The organism is Sphingosinicella terrae, from assembly GCF_003347635.1.
Lineage (GTDB): Bacteria > Pseudomonadota > Alphaproteobacteria > Sphingomonadales > Sphingomonadaceae > Allosphingosinicella > Allosphingosinicella terrae.
Window position 1 is genome coordinate 67,099 of the sequence record NZ_QDFY01000015.1, and the last position, 17,614, is coordinate 84,712.

General features: G+C 67.3%; 20 protein-coding genes and 3 pseudogenes. 7 read left to right on the forward strand and 16 right to left on the reverse strand.

What is annotated here, in order from left to right:
• Positions 1-7: 7 nt before the first annotated feature.
• The 11 genes and pseudogenes from DDE10_RS20580 to DDE10_RS20620 form a co-directional block, all read right to left on the reverse strand.
• Entirely contained in the window at positions 8-349 is a 342-nt protein-coding gene (locus tag DDE10_RS20580) for a DUF3140 domain-containing protein (RefSeq protein ID WP_284734796.1), read from the reverse strand.
• Position 350: 1 nt separating this feature from the next.
• Positions 351-1,640, reverse strand: a complete 1,290-nt coding sequence (locus DDE10_RS20585) for a Xaa-Pro dipeptidase (protein WP_114954686.1) — start codon at positions 1,638-1,640, stop codon at positions 351-353.
• Between the two features lie 145 nt (positions 1,641-1,785).
• Complete coding sequence (lpdA, locus tag DDE10_RS20590; RefSeq protein WP_114954687.1) at positions 1,786-3,204, reverse strand: dihydrolipoyl dehydrogenase; 1,419 nt, start codon at positions 3,202-3,204, stop codon at positions 1,786-1,788.
• A 75-nt stretch (positions 3,205-3,279) separates the two neighbouring features.
• A complete protein-coding gene (locus DDE10_RS20595; RefSeq protein ID WP_114954688.1) occupies positions 3,280-3,774 on the reverse strand; it encodes a hypothetical protein in 495 nt (164 codons plus the stop codon).
• Entirely contained in the window at positions 3,775-4,137 is a 363-nt protein-coding gene (locus DDE10_RS20600) for an endonuclease domain-containing protein (RefSeq protein WP_432653746.1), read from the reverse strand.
• A gap of 350 nt (positions 4,138-4,487) precedes the next feature.
• Positions 4,488-4,925 carry a hypothetical protein gene (locus DDE10_RS20605; protein ID WP_114954690.1) on the reverse strand — a complete coding sequence of 146 codons (438 nt, stop codon included), beginning with the start codon at positions 4,923-4,925 and terminating at the stop codon, positions 4,488-4,490.
• A 216-nt stretch (positions 4,926-5,141) separates the two neighbouring features.
• Positions 5,142-5,270, reverse strand: a pseudogene (locus DDE10_RS20610) (2-oxo acid dehydrogenase subunit E2); the annotation flags it as partial.
• Between the two features lie 41 nt (positions 5,271-5,311).
• A pseudogene (locus DDE10_RS23950) lies at positions 5,312-5,642 on the reverse strand (FAD-dependent oxidoreductase); the annotation flags it as partial.
• Positions 5,642-5,896, reverse strand: coding sequence for a hypothetical protein (locus tag DDE10_RS20615; RefSeq protein WP_162806765.1), 255 nt, complete (start codon positions 5,894-5,896; stop codon positions 5,642-5,644). The pseudogene DDE10_RS23950 and the gene DDE10_RS20615, both read right to left, overlap by 1 nt.
• Before the next feature lie 271 nt (positions 5,897-6,167).
• The gene (locus DDE10_RS23630) at positions 6,168-6,542 is read right to left on the reverse strand and encodes a hypothetical protein (RefSeq protein ID WP_162806766.1); all 375 of its coding nucleotides are present in this window, start codon (positions 6,540-6,542) and stop codon (positions 6,168-6,170) included.
• A gap of 388 nt (positions 6,543-6,930) precedes the next feature.
• Complete coding sequence (locus DDE10_RS20620) at positions 6,931-8,235, reverse strand: pyruvate dehydrogenase complex dihydrolipoamide acetyltransferase (protein ID WP_114954693.1); 1,305 nt, start codon at positions 8,233-8,235, stop codon at positions 6,931-6,933.
• Positions 8,236-8,437: 202 nt separating this feature from the next.
• Here DDE10_RS20620 and DDE10_RS20625 point away from each other — a divergent pair, with 202 nt between their 5' ends.
• Entirely contained in the window at positions 8,438-8,893 is a 456-nt protein-coding gene (locus tag DDE10_RS20625; RefSeq protein ID WP_114954707.1) for a universal stress protein, read from the forward strand.
• Between the two features lie 24 nt (positions 8,894-8,917).
• Here the strand turns inward: DDE10_RS20625 and DDE10_RS20630 are convergent, their stop codons facing one another.
• From DDE10_RS20630 to DDE10_RS20645, 4 genes are all read right to left on the reverse strand, one after another.
• Positions 8,918-10,003: an RcnB family protein gene (locus DDE10_RS20630; RefSeq protein ID WP_114954694.1), complete on the reverse strand. Its 1,086-nt coding sequence runs from the start codon at positions 10,001-10,003 to the stop codon at positions 8,918-8,920.
• A 74-nt stretch (positions 10,004-10,077) separates the two neighbouring features.
• A complete protein-coding gene (locus tag DDE10_RS20635; RefSeq protein ID WP_114954695.1) occupies positions 10,078-10,578 on the reverse strand; it encodes a GAF domain-containing protein in 501 nt (166 codons plus the stop codon).
• A gap of 28 nt (positions 10,579-10,606) precedes the next feature.
• Positions 10,607-11,011 (reverse strand): alternative ribosome rescue aminoacyl-tRNA hydrolase ArfB, encoded by a 405-nt coding sequence (arfB, locus tag DDE10_RS20640; RefSeq protein WP_114954696.1) that lies wholly within the window; start codon positions 11,009-11,011, stop codon positions 10,607-10,609.
• Positions 10,998-11,672: an RluA family pseudouridine synthase gene (locus DDE10_RS20645; protein ID WP_284734797.1), complete on the reverse strand. Its 675-nt coding sequence runs from the start codon at positions 11,670-11,672 to the stop codon at positions 10,998-11,000. The genes arfB and DDE10_RS20645 overlap by 14 nt, the downstream gene beginning before the upstream one ends.
• A gap of 217 nt (positions 11,673-11,889) precedes the next feature.
• Between DDE10_RS20645 and ctrA the strand changes: the two genes are divergently transcribed.
• The 6 genes from ctrA to DDE10_RS20675 all read left to right on the forward strand — a co-directional run bounded on the left by ctrA (position 11,890) and on the right by DDE10_RS20675 (position 17,090).
• A complete protein-coding gene (gene ctrA / locus DDE10_RS20650) occupies positions 11,890-12,591 on the forward strand; it encodes a response regulator transcription factor CtrA (protein WP_114954697.1) in 702 nt (233 codons plus the stop codon).
• A 143-nt stretch (positions 12,592-12,734) separates the two neighbouring features.
• Positions 12,735-14,177 (forward strand): circularly permuted type 2 ATP-grasp protein, encoded by a 1,443-nt coding sequence (locus DDE10_RS20655; protein WP_114954698.1) that lies wholly within the window; start codon positions 12,735-12,737, stop codon positions 14,175-14,177.
• A gap of 1 nt (position 14,178) precedes the next feature.
• Positions 14,179-15,114 (forward strand): alpha-E domain-containing protein, encoded by a 936-nt coding sequence (locus DDE10_RS20660; RefSeq protein ID WP_114954699.1) that lies wholly within the window; start codon positions 14,179-14,181, stop codon positions 15,112-15,114.
• Between the two features lie 7 nt (positions 15,115-15,121).
• Positions 15,122-15,958, forward strand: coding sequence for a transglutaminase family protein (locus DDE10_RS20665; protein WP_162806767.1), 837 nt, complete (start codon positions 15,122-15,124; stop codon positions 15,956-15,958).
• A 19-nt stretch (positions 15,959-15,977) separates the two neighbouring features.
• Positions 15,978-16,727: a proteasome-type protease gene (locus DDE10_RS20670; RefSeq protein ID WP_114954701.1), complete on the forward strand. Its 750-nt coding sequence runs from the start codon at positions 15,978-15,980 to the stop codon at positions 16,725-16,727.
• 6 nt (positions 16,728-16,733) lie between these two features.
• The gene (locus DDE10_RS20675; RefSeq protein ID WP_114954702.1) at positions 16,734-17,090 is read left to right on the forward strand and encodes an MmcQ/YjbR family DNA-binding protein; all 357 of its coding nucleotides are present in this window, start codon (positions 16,734-16,736) and stop codon (positions 17,088-17,090) included.
• Between the two features lie 4 nt (positions 17,091-17,094).
• Here the strand turns inward: DDE10_RS20675 and DDE10_RS20680 are convergent.
• A pseudogene (locus DDE10_RS20680) lies at positions 17,095-17,614 on the reverse strand (M10 family metallopeptidase); the annotation flags it as partial.

Below are 17,614 nucleotides of genomic sequence, written 5' to 3' on the forward strand. Positions count from 1 at the left end.
GTCGGCCTCAGCCGTTCAGCGGATCGTGGCCCCAGTTCATCAGCGACCAGCGCCAGCGCGAGGTGACGATGTTGGCCGGCTCCTGGCTGCGATGGCGCCGGATGAAGCCGACCACCTTGCGCATGTGGCGCCGATCCTCGTCGTCGCGGCCGCTTGCCGGCTTGCGCAGGATGGCGACGATCCGCCGGCCGGAGGCATGACCGACAGACTCCCCGCCCTCCGACTTCGATCCGACCTTCCGGCTTTCCGGTGTCTCCAGCCAGGCTTCGAGCTCGTCCGGATCCATGTTGACGAGCTCGGCGAAGAGCCGGGCGATCGCCGAATCGTCGAGTCTCCGGCTGCGGGACAATTCAGCGGCCGCGGCGGTCGCTGACGACTCTCCCGTTCTGGATGACGACGTCGACGCTCTCGAGCTGCCGGACGTCGGCCAGGGGATCGCCGTCGACGGCGACGATGTCCCCGAACCGGCCCGGCGCGATCGCGCCGACATCGCCCTCCCGGCCGAGCGCCTGAGCGGCGTTGCGGGTCGCCGCCTGGATCGCCTCCAGAGGGGTCATTCCATATTCGACCATGTAGCGGAACTGGCCGGCGGCGCTACCGTGCGGCATCACGCCGGCATCGGATCCGAAGGCCATGCGCACGCCGGCGCGGTGGGCGGCGCGGAAATTGTCGCGCTGGGCCTGGGCGATCTCGCGGTCCTTGCGAAGATTGTCCTCGAGGATCCCGTTCGCCCGGCCCTGGGACTGGGTATATTCGGTGTTGAAGATGTCCATCACCAGCCAGGTGCCGCGCTCGCGGGCGAGGCGGATGCCCTCGGCGTCGATCAGGCTGGCATGCTCGATCGTGTCGATGCCGGCGCGGATCGCGGCCCTGATGCCGGCGGCCCCGTGGGCATGTGCGGCGACTCTCAGGCCCCATTGATGCGCCTCCTCGGCGATCGCGCGCAGTTCGTCCTCCGACAGCTGCTGCTGGCCCGGCTCGGTGTTGCGGGAGAAGACGCCGCCGGTGGCGCAGACCTTGATCACCTCGGCGCCGTTGCGGCGCATCTCCCGCACCCGGTTGCGCAGCGCCTGCGGCCCGTCGGCGACGCCCGGCGCCGGCTGGTGCAGGCTGGGCGGCAGGAAGGTCTCGTCGCAATGGCCGCCGGTGGCGCTCAGCGCATGGGCGGCCGGGACGATGCGCGGTCCCGGGATCCGTCCCTCGTCGATCGCCTGCTTGTAGGCGACGTCGGCATAGAGGTCCGAGCCGACGTTGCGGACCGTGGTGAACCCGGCCTCGAGCATGTCGCGCGCGAAAGTGGGTCCCTGCACCGCGTCGAACAGGTCGGTGAACTGCAGCGATTCGTACGGGCCGTAATAAGGGCTCGAATCGAGGTGGACGTGCAGGTCGATGAGCCCGGGCAGGATGGTGTGGCCCGGCAGGTCGATCCGCGTCGCCCCTTCCGGGATGATCGGCCGCGCCCCGCCGCGCCCGACTACCGAGGCGATGCGGCCGTCGGTGATGACGATCACCGGCTCCTCGACGACCCGGCCGGCGAGCACGTCGACCATCCGGTCGGCGGTGACGACGACCGATTCGGCCGAAGCGGGCGCCGCCAGGGCAGCGGCAGAAGCGGCGAAGGCGAGAAAGAAGCGGCGCATGGAGGTCCCCCTGATGTCTGTGCGCCTGCTTAGGCGGCCATGGGGGCGAAGCGCCAGAGGCTCCGCGCCGGGACGCCGTGCGGGGGCACGACGGCGCGCCGACCGCTGCTGCGGCACCTGCGGCCGTGACCGGAGGCCGATCGGGTCAGTAATGGATCGCCCGGCCGTAGGCGTCGAGCACGCTCTCGTGCATCATCTCGGAGAGCGTCGGGTGCGGGAAGACCGTGTGCATGAGTTCGGCCTCGGTCGTCTCGAGCTGGCGCGCGATCGCATAGCCCTGGATCAGCTCCGTCACCTCGGCGCCGACCATGTGGGCGCCGAGCAGCTCCCCGCTCTTCGCGTCGAACACGGTCTTGATGAAGCCCTCCGCCTCGCCGAGCGCGATCGCCTTGCCGTTGCCGATGAAGGGGAATTTGCCGACCTTGACCTCGTGCCCCGCTTCTTTCGCCTTGGCTTCGGTGAGCCCGACCGAGGCGACCTGCGGGCGCGAATAGGTGCAGCCCGGAATGTTCCAGGTCTCGAACGGATGCGGCTTCTTGCCGGCGATCGCCTCGACGCAGACCACGCCCTCGTGGCTCGCTTTGTGCGCGAGCCAGGGCGGGCCGGTGACGTCGCCGATCGCGTAGATTCCCTCCACATTGGTGCGGCCATAGCCATCGGTGGCGATATGCCCGCGGTCGGTTTTCACGCCGAGCGCCTCGAGGCCGATATTCTCGGTGTTGGCGACGATGCCGATGGCGACGATGGCGTGGCTGAACTCCTGGGTCTCGGACTTGCCGTCCTTGCCCTTGATGCTCGCTTTGACGCCCGCCTTGCCGGCCTCGAGCTTCTCGACGCCGGCGCCGACATGGATCTTCATGCCCTGCTTCGTCAGCGCCTTGTGGACGAAGGCGGAGACGTCCTCGTCCTCGACCGGGAGGATGCGGTCGAGCATCTCGACGATCGTCACTTCCGCACCCATGTCCGAATAGAAGCTGGCAAACTCGACGCCGATCGCGCCGGAGCCGATGACGAGCAGCTTGGTCGGCATCTCCTTGGGCACCATGGCGTGGCGGTAGGTCCAGATCCGCTCCCCGTCCGCCTTGGCGAAGGGCAGATCGCGGGCGCGGGCGCCGGTGGCGACGATGATGTGCTTGGCCTGGAGCTCGGTCTTGTTCCCGGCTGCCCCGGACCCCGATCCGGCGCCCTTGGTGACGGTTAGCCTCCCCTTGCCGGCGAGCACGCCCTCCCCTTCGACGACAATGATCTTGTTCTTCTTCATCAGCCCCTTGACCCCGGCATTCAATTGGCCGGCGACCTTGCGGCTGCGGTCGACGATCTGGGCGAGGTCGAAACCCACTTTCTCCGCCGACAGGCCGTAGGCGGAGGCATGGGTCAGATAATGGTTGATCTCGGACGTCCGCAGCAGCGCCTTGGTCGGGATGCACCCCCAGTTGAGGCAGATGCCGCCCAATTTCTCTCGCTCGACGATCGCCGTCTTCAGGCCGAGCTGCGCGGCTCGGATCGCGGCGACGTAGCCGCCCGGGCCGGAACCGAGGACGATGAGGTCGTACGTGTCTGCCATGAAGCCTCCGGGAGCGAGCGCGGGTCGGGAATCGGGGCCGAATAACCCTTCCGGACGCGATGTCCAAGCGGCCGATCAGGCGGGGTCCGGCGGCGGCGGCAGGAAGGCCCACCAGATCAGCGCGGCCGCGGCGCTCGACAAGGCCGGAAGCATCAGTCCGGCCCGGAGCACGGCCTCTCCCTGCGCCAGCCAGAAGGGCGCGGCGGTGAACAAGGCGCCGAGCAGCGCGAAGACGGCGACCGCGCCGGCGAGCCAGGCCCGGCTGCGGACCGGCACGAACCAGCCGAGCACCAGCTCGAGCGGAAACAGGATCAGCAAGGCCGCGAACAGCATGACTACGAGGGTCGGAAAGAAGTTGGCGGCGAGCTGCTCGCTGCCGCCCTGCCGCAGATAGAGCCAGGCCGAATACTGGAAGTGCTGGACGAGCGCGAAGGCCAAAGCGGCGTAGAAGATCCTGCCCAGCCGCGTCGCGTGCGGCGGATCGGCGAGGTGGCGCCTGCGGGCGAACCACGCCGCGATGCCGATCCCGACCAGGCTGCCAAGAAGGCCAATGAGATCGCCAGCGCCCATCTAAAGCCCCTCTCCCCTTGCGGGAGAGGGAGGGGCCCAAGCCGGAGGCTTGGGAGGGTGAGGGGTCAGCAACGCCGCAAATATAGTCTCGGCAACCGCATCGCTCTCGCTCAGCACCTCGTTGTTCCAGAATCGCAGGACTCGAAATCCCTGCCGCCGAAGAAAGGAATCGCGGCGCGCATCGTCCTTGTTGTCCGCACGCTGAGACCCGTCCGCCTCGATGATCAACCGCTCGGCGAAACAGACGAAATCGACGATATAGGGGTCGATGATCTGCTGGCGGCGGAACTTGAAGGCCTGCAGCCGGCGGTCCCGGAGCATGGTCCACAGACGCCGTTCCGCCTCGGTCGGATGGGCGCGCATCCATTTGGCTCGGGCGAGAAGCTCCTTCCTCGAAGGCCAGATCCCCTCACCCTCCCGCTCGCTATGCGAGCGGGCCCCTCCCTCTCCCGCAAGGGGAGAGGCATGCGGAGTCGCGCGAAGGCTCAGTTCGCTCATACTGCCCCCTCATGGTCGAGTTTATCGACGAGGGAGCGCCCAATCCAGCCCCTCTCCCATTTCGGGAGAGGGAGGGGCCCGCCGCAAAGCGGTGGGAGGGTGAGGGAATGACTGGCGAAGCTAGGCAAGCATCGCGATCGGATTCGCCACCAGCCAGTTGAACGCCTGCATCATCCGGTCGCCGTCGATGGCACGTTGGTCGAAGCTTCCGATCGTCACAGGGCCTCGGCCGCCGCCGCCAACAGCGGGCGGGGGGACAGCCGGCGTATGGCGGCGACCCACAACAGGCTCGTCAGCAACCCGTAAGCGAGCCCGACCGGCCAGGCCGGCCGGAACGTCGCGCCGAGACTGCTGACGAACCAGATCGCGGCGCCGGTGGCGAGGGCGACGAGAAGGGCATCGCGGGCCAAGCCGGGCATGCCGAAGCGATCGAGCAGCATCGTCAGCGGCAGAGCGGCAACAAGCAGCGCCGCGAAGATGATGACGAACGAGACGATAGCGGCGATGACGAACGTGGCGACGATCGTGTCGGAGCTGTAGCCGGGGCCGGCGCCCGCCCGCGACAATTCCGAGGCGACGGCGAAAAGCGACCCGCCGCAGCTCGACACCGGAGAAACCAGCACCACCGCGACGAGGAGCCGGCCAAGGCTCACGGACAGAGGCCCGTGAAATCGGCACTCTCGTCAATGCAGGATGATCTGTGGCCTGTCCCCGGCGCCCAGTGCATCGAGCCCAGGACAAAGCCAGTCGTCGCCGCGCTTCCCCCCAGCAAGCCCGACGGCAGCTTATCGGAGTTGGTCCTATTCGCGCCGCGCATTTCAGGCATGTCCCCGCACCTCGCGCTGCCGGTGAGGACGAGGATTGCCGATTCAGGCCAGCATCGCCAGCGGATTCTCCACCAGCCGCTTGAACGCCTGCATCATTCGCGCGCCGTCGGCACCGTCGATGGCGCTGTGGTCGAAGCTGCCGGTCGCGCTCATCACCGTCGCGACCTTGAGCATGCTGTTGCCGGAGAGGACGCCCTCCCTCCCACGTCCGTCACTTTGTTCTTGTTCACCAGGTCTCTGACGCCGGCTTTAAGCTGGCCGGCGACCTTGCGGGTGCGGTCGCCGATCTTCGTCAGCCCGAAGCCCAGCTTCTCGGCGGAAAGGCCGTAGGCGGAGTCGTGAGTAAGATAATGGTTGATCTCTGAAGTGCGCAGCAGCGCCTTAGTGGGGATGCAGCCCCAGTGAGACAGATTCCGCCCAGCTTCGCGCGCTCGTCGATGGCCGTCCTGAGCCAAGCTGCTCGACGCCGATGGCGGCGATACAGCCGCCGGGGCCGGTGCCGAGGACGACGAGATCGTAAGTATCAGGATCTAGTCTTCCCATCATTCAAATATGCCGCTTAGTTGCTGCTCCCTGGCAGCGAGAAATCTTGTCCAGACGAAGCCGGCCGCGATCCCGGGTATCACTACTCCAAGGAGTATGCCGACCCACTCGAGCGCGACGCTCAGATCGAAATCGCCGGTGAGTGCGAAGTTGAGGACGATCGACCAAGTCATCGCCGCCACGACAGCCGCCAAAAAACCAGCCGGGCGTGCGCCGCGCCTGTGCAAGGATTGCCAGCCGATCTGCAACGCCAAACCCCGCCACATGAATGGGGATGGTCAACACCTCTCCCCAGATCATTTGCCAAAGCGTTGCGGCGTATGACTCGGAGGGCGTGAGTGCGTTGCGATTCCCGCCGAGAACACTATCGCAAGGACGAAAGCGGCGGACGCAGCCAATACCCGCACCGTTCGTCGTCGTCGCGCGCTCGGATCGCCGGGGCGCAGAATTGCGACGGCCAAGGCCACCGCAATGATCAGGGTCAGCGGCGAAATTATCAGATCGCGGTCCCTTTGCGGCAGCAAATCAGTCAGGCTTCACAGTCTCCACGCCGATGGATGCGTTGACCGGATCGTCAATCACCTCGCAGCCTGCTGCCCTCATGCGCTGGCATAGCGCGGCATTTAGGGCGCTGTCGTCGATATGCAGGAGCGTGCTATTCGCGACATCGAATATGCAATACCCCCCCTCCAATTCAGGCGCTGTGAGAAGTGCCCATCCGGTCTGGGAACCATCCCAAAGGTATACGTAATTTTCCACGCTTTCGGTCATCTCAGTTACCTCTAAAATAGAAGGGGTTACCCACTTCAGGAACAATCTGCGATTGCCGTTGCGGCGACCCAACACGTTGTAGAATGCGTAGCACATTTTGATCGGCTGGGCTTGAGCGAAGTGGGACAAGCGCACGGTCCAAGAATTCTGGATGGGAGTGGTTGATCAGCCGGACATTGGGGCCGATCGGAATTGGGACGCCCCTGTCGGTGCCCTGGATGAGGTAGTAGGTTCCCCCGCCGCCATTGCGGCCTGCGCCTGTAAGGTAGGCCTGGGCGAATTCCGTTCCATGTTGACTTTGAAGAGCTGCCAGCTCGGTCGTAGTTATACGCTTCGTGCCAATTTCAGTTGCCTGGATGCCACGAATGCGAACCGATGCTCCTGGTGCACCGAGAATCCCCCTCTCTGCGGCTCCGGCGCGCTGACCGCGGCGATAAGCCCGCAGTCACTCAGCGCTCGTCTTCCATACTCGCTGGGCGAGCAGCTATCCCTCCCTCCCGCAAGGGGAGAGGGTGTGTCACGCCAGCATCGCCAGCGGATTCTCCACCAGCCGCTTGAACGCCTGCATCATCCGGGCGCCGTCGGCACCGTCTATGGCGCGGTGGTCGAAGCTGCCGGTGGCGCTCATCACGGTCGCGATCTGGAGCGAGTCGTTGACCACGTAGGGCCGCTTCTCGCCCGCGCCGATCGCCATGATCATGCCCTGGGGCGGGTTGATGACCGCGTCGAACTGCTTGATCCCGAACATGCCCATGTTCGAAAGGCTCGCCGTGCCGCCCTGATATTCGTGCGGCTGGAGCTTGCCTTCCTTGGCCCGTCCGGCGAGCTCGCCCATCTCCTTCGAGATGGCGGACAGCGCCTTGCTGTCGGCGCCGACGATGATCGGCGTGATCAGCCCGCCCGGGATCGAGACGGCGACGGAGATGTCGGCGCGGCGATATTTGAGCAACTGGTCGCCCGAGATGGAGACGTTGCATTCCGGCACTTCCATCAGCGACGCGGCGAGCGCCTTGATGAGCATGTCGTTGACGCTGAGCTTCACGCCGCGGCTCTCGAGGCCCTTGTTGAGCTCGCCGCGCAACTTGAGCAGCGCGTCGAGCTGGATATCGACGGTGAGGTAGATGTGCGGGATCGTCTGCTTGGCCTCGGTGAGGCGGCGGGCGATCGTCTTGCGCATGTTCGAGAGCTTGACCGCCTCGTGCGGAATGTCGGTGTCGAACGCCGCGGGCGCCGCGGGCGCCGCGCGCTCGGCGGCAGGGGCCGCGGCCGGGGCGGCCTTGGCCGGCGCCTTGCCCGCCGCGGCCTCGATGTCGGCCTTGACGATGCGGCCGCCCGGACCGGAGCCGGACAGGCCGGAAAGATCGATGCCCTGCGCCTCGGCGAGACGGCGGGCGAGCGGGCTCGCCTTGACGCGGTCGCCGCCGTCGGATGCAGCGGGAGCGGGTGCAGGCGCGGGCGGCGGCGGCGGTGCGGATGCAGCCTCCTTCGCCGGCTGGCCGGCGCCGGTCTCGCCCCCCTGCTTCGCCACCGGCTCCTTCGCGGCGGCCGGCGCGGCCGCTGCCGCGGCCGCGGCATCCTCGCCTTCCTCCGCGATGAGCGCGATGACGGTGCCGACCTTCACCTCGTCCGTGCCTTCGGCGACGAGGATCTTCGCGATCGTGCCTTCGTCGACCGCCTCGAACTCCATCGTCGCCTTGTCGGTCTCGATCTCGGCGAGGATGTCGCCGGATGCGACGCTGTCGCCTTCCTTGACCAGCCACTTGGCGAGCGTGCCCTCCTCCATGGTCGGCGACAGTGCGGGCATCTTGAGTTCGATCGGCATGAAAAGCGCTTTCCCTTTTCGCGAACGGCGCGAGCGTCCAAACAGCATCAGCCGGGCCATGGTCAAGCCCGGGCGGCCGAAACAGCCGGACTTGCGCCATTTCGCCTTATCGCGCACCGTCGCCGGATTGTCGGCGTGTTTACTCGTCCCGTGCGGCAACGGTTCCGTCGCCGGCGGGTTCAAAGGTCATTCGGAGGCGCCGATGCGCTCATATCTGGTGGTGATGGACGATACCGAGGAAGCGCAGGCGGCCTTGCGCTTCGCGGCCCGCCGGGCGGCGCGGACCGGCGGCGGCGTCGAGATCCTGGCGCTGATTCCGCAGCAGGAATTCGTCCAGTGGAGCGGCGTCCAGCATGCGATGGAGGAGGAGGCACGGCTGCGGGCCGAGGCGATGCTCGTCCAGGCTTCCGGCGCGATCATCGAGGAAGCCGGGATCAAGCCCTCGATCACCGTCAAGCAGGGCTCGCCGGTCAAGGCGGTGAGCGAGCTGCTCAAGGAACGCGACGACATCGCCGCTCTGGTCCTGGCGGCGGCACGCGAAGGCGGCCCGGGGCCGCTCATCACGCATTTTGCCGGCGTGGTCGCCGGCAGCCTGCCCTGCCCGCTCATCATCGTGCCCTCGGGCCTCGAGGACGATGCTCTCAGCCGGCTGAGCTGAGGGCGCAGGCGTCGCGCGGAAGCCTCAGCCCCGCTCGCCGGCGGGCGGGCGCGGACGCTGGCGCGGCGGCGGCCGGTGGGCGCGCCGCGGACGCTGCGCCCGGCGGACCTCGACCACTTCCTCGGTCACTTCCTCGACATAGGAGGTTCCGCCGGAGACCACCGTCGTCTCGACGATGATCGCCGGATAGGCGACGCCCCAGCCATAATATCCATAGCCGTAGCCCGCACCGTAGCCGCCGCAGGGCTGAGGCGGTGCCGGATGGCACGCCGCCGCGGGCGGCGGATAGGCCGAGCCGTAGGCGTAGCCGCCGCCGCCGCCGCTCCGCTCGTCATAGCCTTCCTCGGCATAGCCCCTGTCGGCATAGCCCCTGTCGGCATAGCCCCGGTCGTCGTAGCGCTCGTCATAGCCCTCGGCGTAGCCGTCATGACCGGCGCCGGCGGCATAGCCGCGCTCCTGGCTCTCCACCCAGGCATAGTCCCGCTCGTCCGGGCGATATTCGCCGCGTCCGTAATAAGAGGGGATGCCGGCTTCCGAATCCCAGCGCTCGCCATATTCGTCCCAGTCGAGGCCGTAGCGCGTATCCTGCACCCGACCTTGGCGGTCGATCAGATAGGCATCGTCATAATGGCGGACCCAGCGCTGATCCCGCGGCGGCTCGGCGAATCCGTAGAGCTGCCAGTTCTGCACGTGGAATTGCGGCCCGAACCAGTAGGGATGGACGAAGCCGCCGCGCTGGATGCGGTGATGGCGGAAGTTCGGGCCGGGATGGCGGAAATGGCGGCCGCCACCGTGGCGGACGCTGACGTTCGAGCCGCCATGGCGGACGACGACGTTGGAGCCGCCATGGCGCACGATCTGGCGCGAATGCCCGCTCGCCACGGCGTTCGAATGGCTGCGCGCTACGGCATTCGAATGGCTGCGCGAGACGGCGGTCGAATGGCTGCGCGCGGCGGAGTTCGACATGCTGTGATGGCGGACGCCCGCATTGCCGCCTGCGCGGCCGAAGCTGTGACCGCTGGCTCCGCGCGGGCCGGCATGCTGCGCCGAGGCCAGCGTCGGAACGGTGAGCGCGCTCGCCGCAAGCGCGAAAAGGGCAAGCTTTCTCATGCCGCGTCCCCTGTGCAGACCTGCCCCGGCACGGAGGCGCGCCAGGGATCTTGGTTAGGAACGTCTTAACGCCTTCAGGCCGCTATCGCCACGTCGCCCAGCCGTGCCGAGAGCCGCTGTGCCAATTCGACACAGCCGGCCAGATCCTCGTCGTCGAAGCGGCCCAGGCTGGGACTGTCGAGGTCGAGCACCGCCATCAGCCGGCCCTCGGCGACAATCGGGACGACCAGCTCGGACCGCGAGGCTGAATCGCAGGCAATGTGGCCGGGAAAGGCGTCGACGTCGGCCACGCATTGCGGCTCGAGGGTCGCCGCCGCCGCGCCGCATACGCCCTTGCCGAAGGGAATGCGGATGCAGGCCGGCCGGCCCTGGAACGGGCCGAGCACCAGCTCGCCGTCGACATTGCGGTAGAAGCCCGCCCAATTGAGGTCCGGCAGTGCCTCCCACAGCAGGGCAGCGACATTGGCCATGTTGGCGATCGGGTCGGGCTCGCCGGCGGTGAGCGCGTCCGCGGCCTCGATCAGCTCGCGGTAGAGGGCGGGCTTGTCCGCGGCGCTGATCCTGAAGTCATACATTGCTGGCGTCTTCCTTCTTCCGTCCGGGTCAGTCCAGCCGCACCCTGCCGCGGCCCTGCTTGACCGAGCCGCGCTGCTTCTTGACGTCGACCCGCTTCGCCTTGGCGGAGCGGCTGGGCCGGGTCTTGATCCTCTTGGCGTCCCTGACATGGGCACGCGCGATCAGATCCGCCAGCCTCGCGCGTGCTTCCTCGCGATTGGCTTCCTGGGTGCGATGCTTGCGCGCCGTGATGATGATCTCGCCCGCCGAATTCATCCGGCTCCCGGCCAGTTCCTTGAGCTTCTGATAGACCCACGGCGCCAAGCCGAGTCGGAAGACGTCGCAGCGCAGCTGGCAGGCGGTCGCGACCTTGTTGACATTCTGCCCGCCCGGGCCCGACGAGGCCAGAAACGTTTCGCTCAGCGCTTCCTCGGGAATGTCAAAGTCCGGCATCGTCGAACCCCGCCTCGACAAAGATGCGAGGCAGCGGCGCCCTTGCCTCGATCGCCGGCTTCGGGTCGCGCGGGACGCGCAGCGCCAGGGCATGGAGCAGCATGCCACCGCCACCGCGCCCGTAGACCGGGTCGCCGGATATGGCATGACCCAGCCCCTCGGCGGCATGGACTCGGATCTGGTGGGTCCGTCCGGTGCGCGGTGTGAACAGCACGAGCGTGCGTCCGTCCCTCCGCGCGATCGTCCGCCACTCCGTCACCGCCGCCTTGCCGGACGGATCGGCGACCATCCGCCACCCTGCCTCGCGGCTCGATACCTTGACCAGAGGCAAGGCGATCCGACCCGAATCGTCCCCCGGGACGCCCTCCAGCACCGCCAGATAGCTTTTCTCGGCCCTCCCTTCCTCGAAGGCCTGGGCGAATCGCTTGTGCGCCTTGGGATTGCGGGCCAGCAGCAGGCAGCCCGAAGTGTCGCGGTCGAGGCGATGGACGGCGCTCGGCGGACGGCGGAAGCCGAAGCGAAGGTCGGAAAGAAGATCCTCCAGGCTTTCGCGGGTCGACGGGCCGGCATGGACGGCGAGGCCCGCCGGCTTGTCGATGACCAGCGCCTCGGCGTCTATGAAGAGGACTCGATCCTGCAGCTTTTCGGTTCGTTCCATCATTGGGTAAACGCCGCTTAACCTCGCCCGGGATCAGCCGTTAACGGCTCAGGCGAGCCCTGTCATGATCGGATCGCCACCGCAACGAGTGCGGTTTTTCAAGGATTACATGGGATTAAGAGGAAATTAACCTTTTGCGTTCACTTGTGGAAAGGTTAATACACGTCGGAGGGGCGCTCGACGGCCGTCGGCCGGCGTCCGCGACAGGAGGGCAGATTAGATGCGCGTGCTGCTGATCGAAGACGAGCCGACCACGGCGAAGGCCATCGAGCTTATGCTCACCACCGAGGGATTCAACGTCTATACGACGGACCTCGGCGAGGAAGGCTTGGATCTGGGCAAGCTGTACGATTACGATATCATCTGCCTGGATCTCAACCTGCCCGACATGCACGGCTATGACGTGCTCAAGAAGCTGCGCACCGCCAAGGTCGGCACGCCCGTGCTGATCCTCTCCGGCGTCAGCGAGATGGATTCGAAGGTGCGGGCGCTCGGCTTCGGCGCCGACGACTATGTCACCAAGCCCTTCCATCGTGACGAGCTGGTCGCGCGCATCCACGCCATCGTCCGCCGCTCCAAGGGGCATTCGCAGTCGGTCATTCGCACGGGCAAGCTGTCGGTCAATCTCGACGCCAAGACGGTCGAGGTCGACGGCGCCCGCGTCCATCTGACCGGCAAGGAATATGCGATGCTGGAGCTGCTCTCGCTTCGCAAGGGCACGACCCTCACCAAGGAGATGTTCCTCAACCATCTTTATGGCGGCATGGACGAGCCGGAGCTGAAGATCATCGACGTCTTCATCTGCAAGCTGCGCAAGAAACTGAGCCTCGCCTGCGGCGGCGAGAATTACATCGAGACCGTCTGGGGCCGCGGCTACGTGCTGCGCGAGCCCGACGAGGCGGAGGCCGCCCAGGTCGCCTGATTCGCGTTTCCACTCCAATGTCCACCGGCCGGCGCCCGCTTCTCGCGAAGCGGGCGCCGGTTGCATTTTCGCCTGTCGCGACGGCGCGGAACATTGCATGATGGCGCTTGCAGGGGCCGCCGGCCCCGAGTGAGCGAGGGTCGATGGTCGCAGCCGGGGCGTTCGACGAATTGTGGGGGGCGAGCCGCAATCGCGCGCCGCGGGCCGGCTTCGAAGCGCTCGCCGCCTGGCTGCGCGATCTGCCGCCGGCCGAGCTCGACCGCCGTCAGCAGGCGGCGGAGGCGGCCTTCCGCAGCCTGGGCATCACCTTCGCCGTCTATGGAGACGAGCAGGCGGCGGAGCGGATCATCCCGTTCGACATCATCCCGCGCATCTTCACGTCCGGCGAATGGGCGGCGCTCGCCGCCGGCCTCGAGCAGCGGGTCCGGGCGATCAACGCCTTCCTCGACGATGTCTATGGCGAGCGCCGGATTCTTGCCGACGGCGCCATCCCCGCCGACATCGTCCTCGGCAATGCGCAATATTGCGCCCCCTGCGCCGGGATGCGGCCGCCGCACGGCATCCATGCCCATATCTGCGGCATCGACATGGTGCGCACCGGGCCCGATGATTTCTGGGTGCTGGAGGACAATGCCCGCACCCCGTCCGGCGTCTCCTACATGCTCGAGAATCGCGAGGCGATGCTTCGGCTCTGCCCCGAGCTGTTCGAGCTTCTCGACGTCGAGCCGGTCGATTCCTATCCGGAGCTGCTGCGGGACACGCTGCATTCGGTCGCGCCGGCGCGGGCGAAGGGCGCGGTCTGCGTTCTGCTGACGCCCGGCCACCACAACAGCGCCTATTACGAGCACAGCTTCCTGGCCGACAATATGGGCATCGAGCTGGTCGAGGGCAGCGATCTCGAGGTCGACGACGACATCGTCTGGATGCGCACCATCGACGGTCCGGTCCGCGTCGACGTCATCTATCGCCGGATCGACGACGCCTTCCTCGACCCGCTCTTCTTCCGCCCCGATTCGCTGCTCGGCGTGCCCGGGCTTCTCGCCGCCTATCTGGCCGGCAACGTCACCCTGGTGAACGCGCCCGGGACCGGCATTGCCGACGACAAGGCGATCTACAGCTACATGCCCGAGATCGTCCGCTACTATACCGGCGAGGAGCCGAAGCTGCGCAACGTCGAGACCTGGCGCTGCCGCGAGCGCGACGCGCTCAGATACACGCTCGATCATCTCGAGGAGCTGGTGGTGAAGCCGGTCGACGGATCGGGCGGCTACGGCATGCTGGTCGGCCCGACCGCGCCCCGCGCCGATCTCGAGCGCTTTCGCGCCATGCTGAAGGCCGAGCCGCACCGCTACATCGCCCAGCCGACGCTCGCGCTGTCGACCGTCCCGACCTTCACCGAGCGCGGCGTGGCGCCGCGCCACGTCGATTTCCGGCCCTTCGTTCTCACCGGCGCGGACGGCTTCCGGATCGTCCCGGGCGGCCTCACCCGCGTCGCGCTGCGCGAGGGCTCGCTCGTCGTCAACTCAAGCCAGGGCGGCGGCACCAAGGACAGCTTCATCCTCTCCCCGACGCCGCAGGGCGGCTGAGATGCTGTCGCGCACCGCCGCCAATCTCTACTGGATCGGCCGCTACATGGAGCGCGCGGAATTCGCCTGCCGGCTGATCGAGGCGACCATAAGGCTCTCCGCGCTCGGCCATCCCGGCGATGCCGAGCCAGCCTGGCGCAGCGCGCTGAGCGTCGTCGGCGCCGAGGACAGCTTCGCCGCGGCCGGCGAGGGCCTGACGCCGTTCAACGCCACCCGCTATCTGATGCTGACCGAGGAGAATGGCGGCTCGATCCGTTCCTGCATCGCCGCCGCCCGCGACAATGCCAGGGCGGCGCGGACCGCGCTCACGGTCGAGGTGTGGCAAGCGATCAACCGGGCATGGCAGGTGGTTCGCGGCCGGTCGAGCCCCGGCGGCGTGCAGAACGCGCTCAATCTTGTCGAGGAGCTGAAGGCGGAGATGCGCGGCTTCGAAGGTGCGGTCGGCCGGATGCTGCGCACCGAGGGCTTCTGGTTCCTGCGGCTGGGCTCGGTGATCGAGCGCAGCGACAACACGGCGCGCCTCATCGACGTCAAATATTATCTGCTGCTTCCGCCCGGCCAGGTGGTCGGCGGCACCCTCGACCGCGACCAGTGGACGACCATTCTGCAGACGGTCGCGGCGCGCACCGCCTATCGCCACCTCTACCAGGGCCCGCTCCAGCCCTGGCTGGTGGCCGAGTTGCTGCTCCTTCGGCGCGAGATGCCGCGCTCCCTCGCCGCCTCGGCCGATACGACCGTGAACCTGCTCTCGGCCCTGGCCGGGCGGACCGGCCGCCAGGGCCCGGCCGACCGCCTCGCCCGGAAGCGCTCCGCGCGCCTCGAGGACACGCAGATCGGCGCCGTCCTCCAGTCGGGCCTTCACGAATGGCTGCACGACCAGATCCGTGACAATGCCGCGCTCGACGAGGCGATCGCGCGGCAATTCAGGTTCGGATGACGCCCTCATGCATCTGTCGATCCACTACACCACCGCATATCATTACGAGGATCCGCCGCGCCGCATCGTCCAGCTGCTGCGCGTCACGCCGGCCAGCTTCGCGGGCCAGTCTGTTCTCGACTGGCGGATCGACGTCGATTGCGACGCGAAGCTTCGCGAGCATCAGGATGGTTACGGCAATATCGTCCAAATGCTCTACATCGATCGGCCGATGTCGAGCCTTGCCGTTTCCGTCGCCGGACGCGTGCTGACCGAGGATCGCGCCGGGATCATCCAGGGACTTCCGCACGATCTTCCGCCCGGCGTGTTCATCCGCCCGACGCCGCTCACCGCGCCCGGGCCGGCCATCGATCGCCTCGCCCGATGGACCACGCGCCGCGCCGGCCCGGTTCTCGACAAGCTCCATGCCCTCGCCACGCGGCTCCATTCGGAGTTCCAGTTCGACACGCAGGCGACCGCCGTCGACACCACCGCCGAGCAGGCCTGCGACGCCGGCCACGGCGTGTGCCAGGACTTCGCCCATGTCATGATCGCGACGGTCCGGCGGATCGGCCTTCCCGCCCGCTATGTTTCGGGTCACCTCTTCCGGCGCGACGGTGCGCTGGTCCAGGAGGCCGGCCACGCCTGGGCGGAAGCCTGGATCGAGGATCTCGGCTGGACCGCTTTCGATCCGGTCAACGGCATCTGCACCGACGATGCCTATGTCCGAGTCGCCAGCGGCCTCGATTACCGCGACGCCGCGCCGGTGGCCGGCGCGCGGGCGGGTGGCGGCGCCGAGGAACTGAAGGTAGAGGTACGGGTCGACCGGGCGATGCGGCAGGCGCAGGCCCAGTCACAGAATTGAGGGGGAGGACGCCCGCGCCATGACCTATTGCCTCGGCCTGCTGCTCGACGCCGGGCTGATCATGATGGCCGATACCCGGACCAATGCCGGGGTCGACGACATCTCCTCCTATCGCAAGCTCCATTGCCTGATCGATCGGCCCGACCGCAGCCTCTACGTCGCCACCGCCGGCAACCTCTCCACCAGCCAGACCGTCATCAGCTTGCTGCGCGAAGGCCTTCCCGCGGACGAGGAGGGGCAGCTCACCCGGACGATCGAGGGTGCGAGCACGATGTTCCGGGCGGCACAGCTGGTCGGCGAGGCGATGCAGGTCGCCAATCGCACGGTCGGGCAGGCGCTCGCCTCGATCAAGATCAGCGGCGCCTCGACCATGCTGGTGGGCGGCCGGATCGGCCAGGCGCCGCCGGCCCTCTATCTGGTCTATTCCGCAGGCAATTTCATCGAATGCAAGCCGGACGTGCCCTTCTTCCAGATCGGCGAGCACAAATATGGGCGGCCGATCCTCGACCGGGTCATCGATCCCGCGACCTCGTTGGCGGAAGCGGTGAAGATCGGCTTCCTCTCCTTCGACGCCTCGATCCGTTCCAACCTCGCCATCGCGCGGCCGCTCGACCTGGTGGTGATTCCCTCGGACCGGCGGCCGCCGCTCACCCGGCGAATCGAAGCCGACGATTCCTATTTCGACGATCTTTCGGCGCGCTGGGGCGACCTGCTCGCCCATGCGGCGGCCGCGATCCCGGATCCGCCTTTCATGGCCGAACTGGAATAGCCGCCAATGCCGGCCGAGGCGGACCTTGCTGCGCTCAGGGCGCACGGCCTCGCCTTTCCCGAGGCCGTCGAGGATTTCCCCTGGGGGCATACCGCGCTCAAGGTGAGAGGGAAGACCTTCACCTGGCTCGATTGCAGCGACGGCAGGCTCAGCCTCACGGTCAAGCTTCCCGTCAGCCGAGACTTCGCCCTCGTCTTCGATTTCGCCGAGCCGGCCGGCTACGGTCTCGGCCGCTCGGGCTGGATCAGCTGCCGCTTTCCCCCGGGCGAGACGCCCGACCTCGAGCTGCTCGAGCGCTGGATCGCCGAAAGCTATCGCGCCGTGGCGCCGAAGAAGCTGGCGGCACTGGCGGCGGAAGACTGAGTCGTCAGATCACGACGAAGTCGTTGGCAACGAGCATCGGTGGCAGATCGTTGATATTGGCGAACTGGACCGCGACCGCTCCGCCGGCGCCATCGGCGTCGTAGGACAAAGCCCCGCTGGTGGGATCGTAGACGATGCGATGGGCTGCCGTGGTGGCCGCGCTGCCGATCCCCAGAGCATCTTCGGCCAGCGCTCCGGACGGCAACGCCCGGAAGACGGCGTCGTCGAGCAGTATCTTGTCCTCGCCTCCGGCGAAGTCGAGGATGACATCGACATTGTCCGATCCGAGAGCGGAGTCGAAGCAGAAGCGGTCGGCATTGGCGCCGCCCTCCAGCCTGTCATTGCCTTCGCCGCCGTAGAGCCGGTCGAAGCGATCGCCGCCTATCAGCAGGTCGTCGCCGCCTTCGCCCCGAAGCGTGTTCGAGCCGCTGTTGCCGACGATCTTGTTGGCGAGATCGTTGCCGGTGCCGTTGATCGCCTCGCGTCCGGTGAGGTAGAGATTCTCGACATGGGCTCCGAGCGAG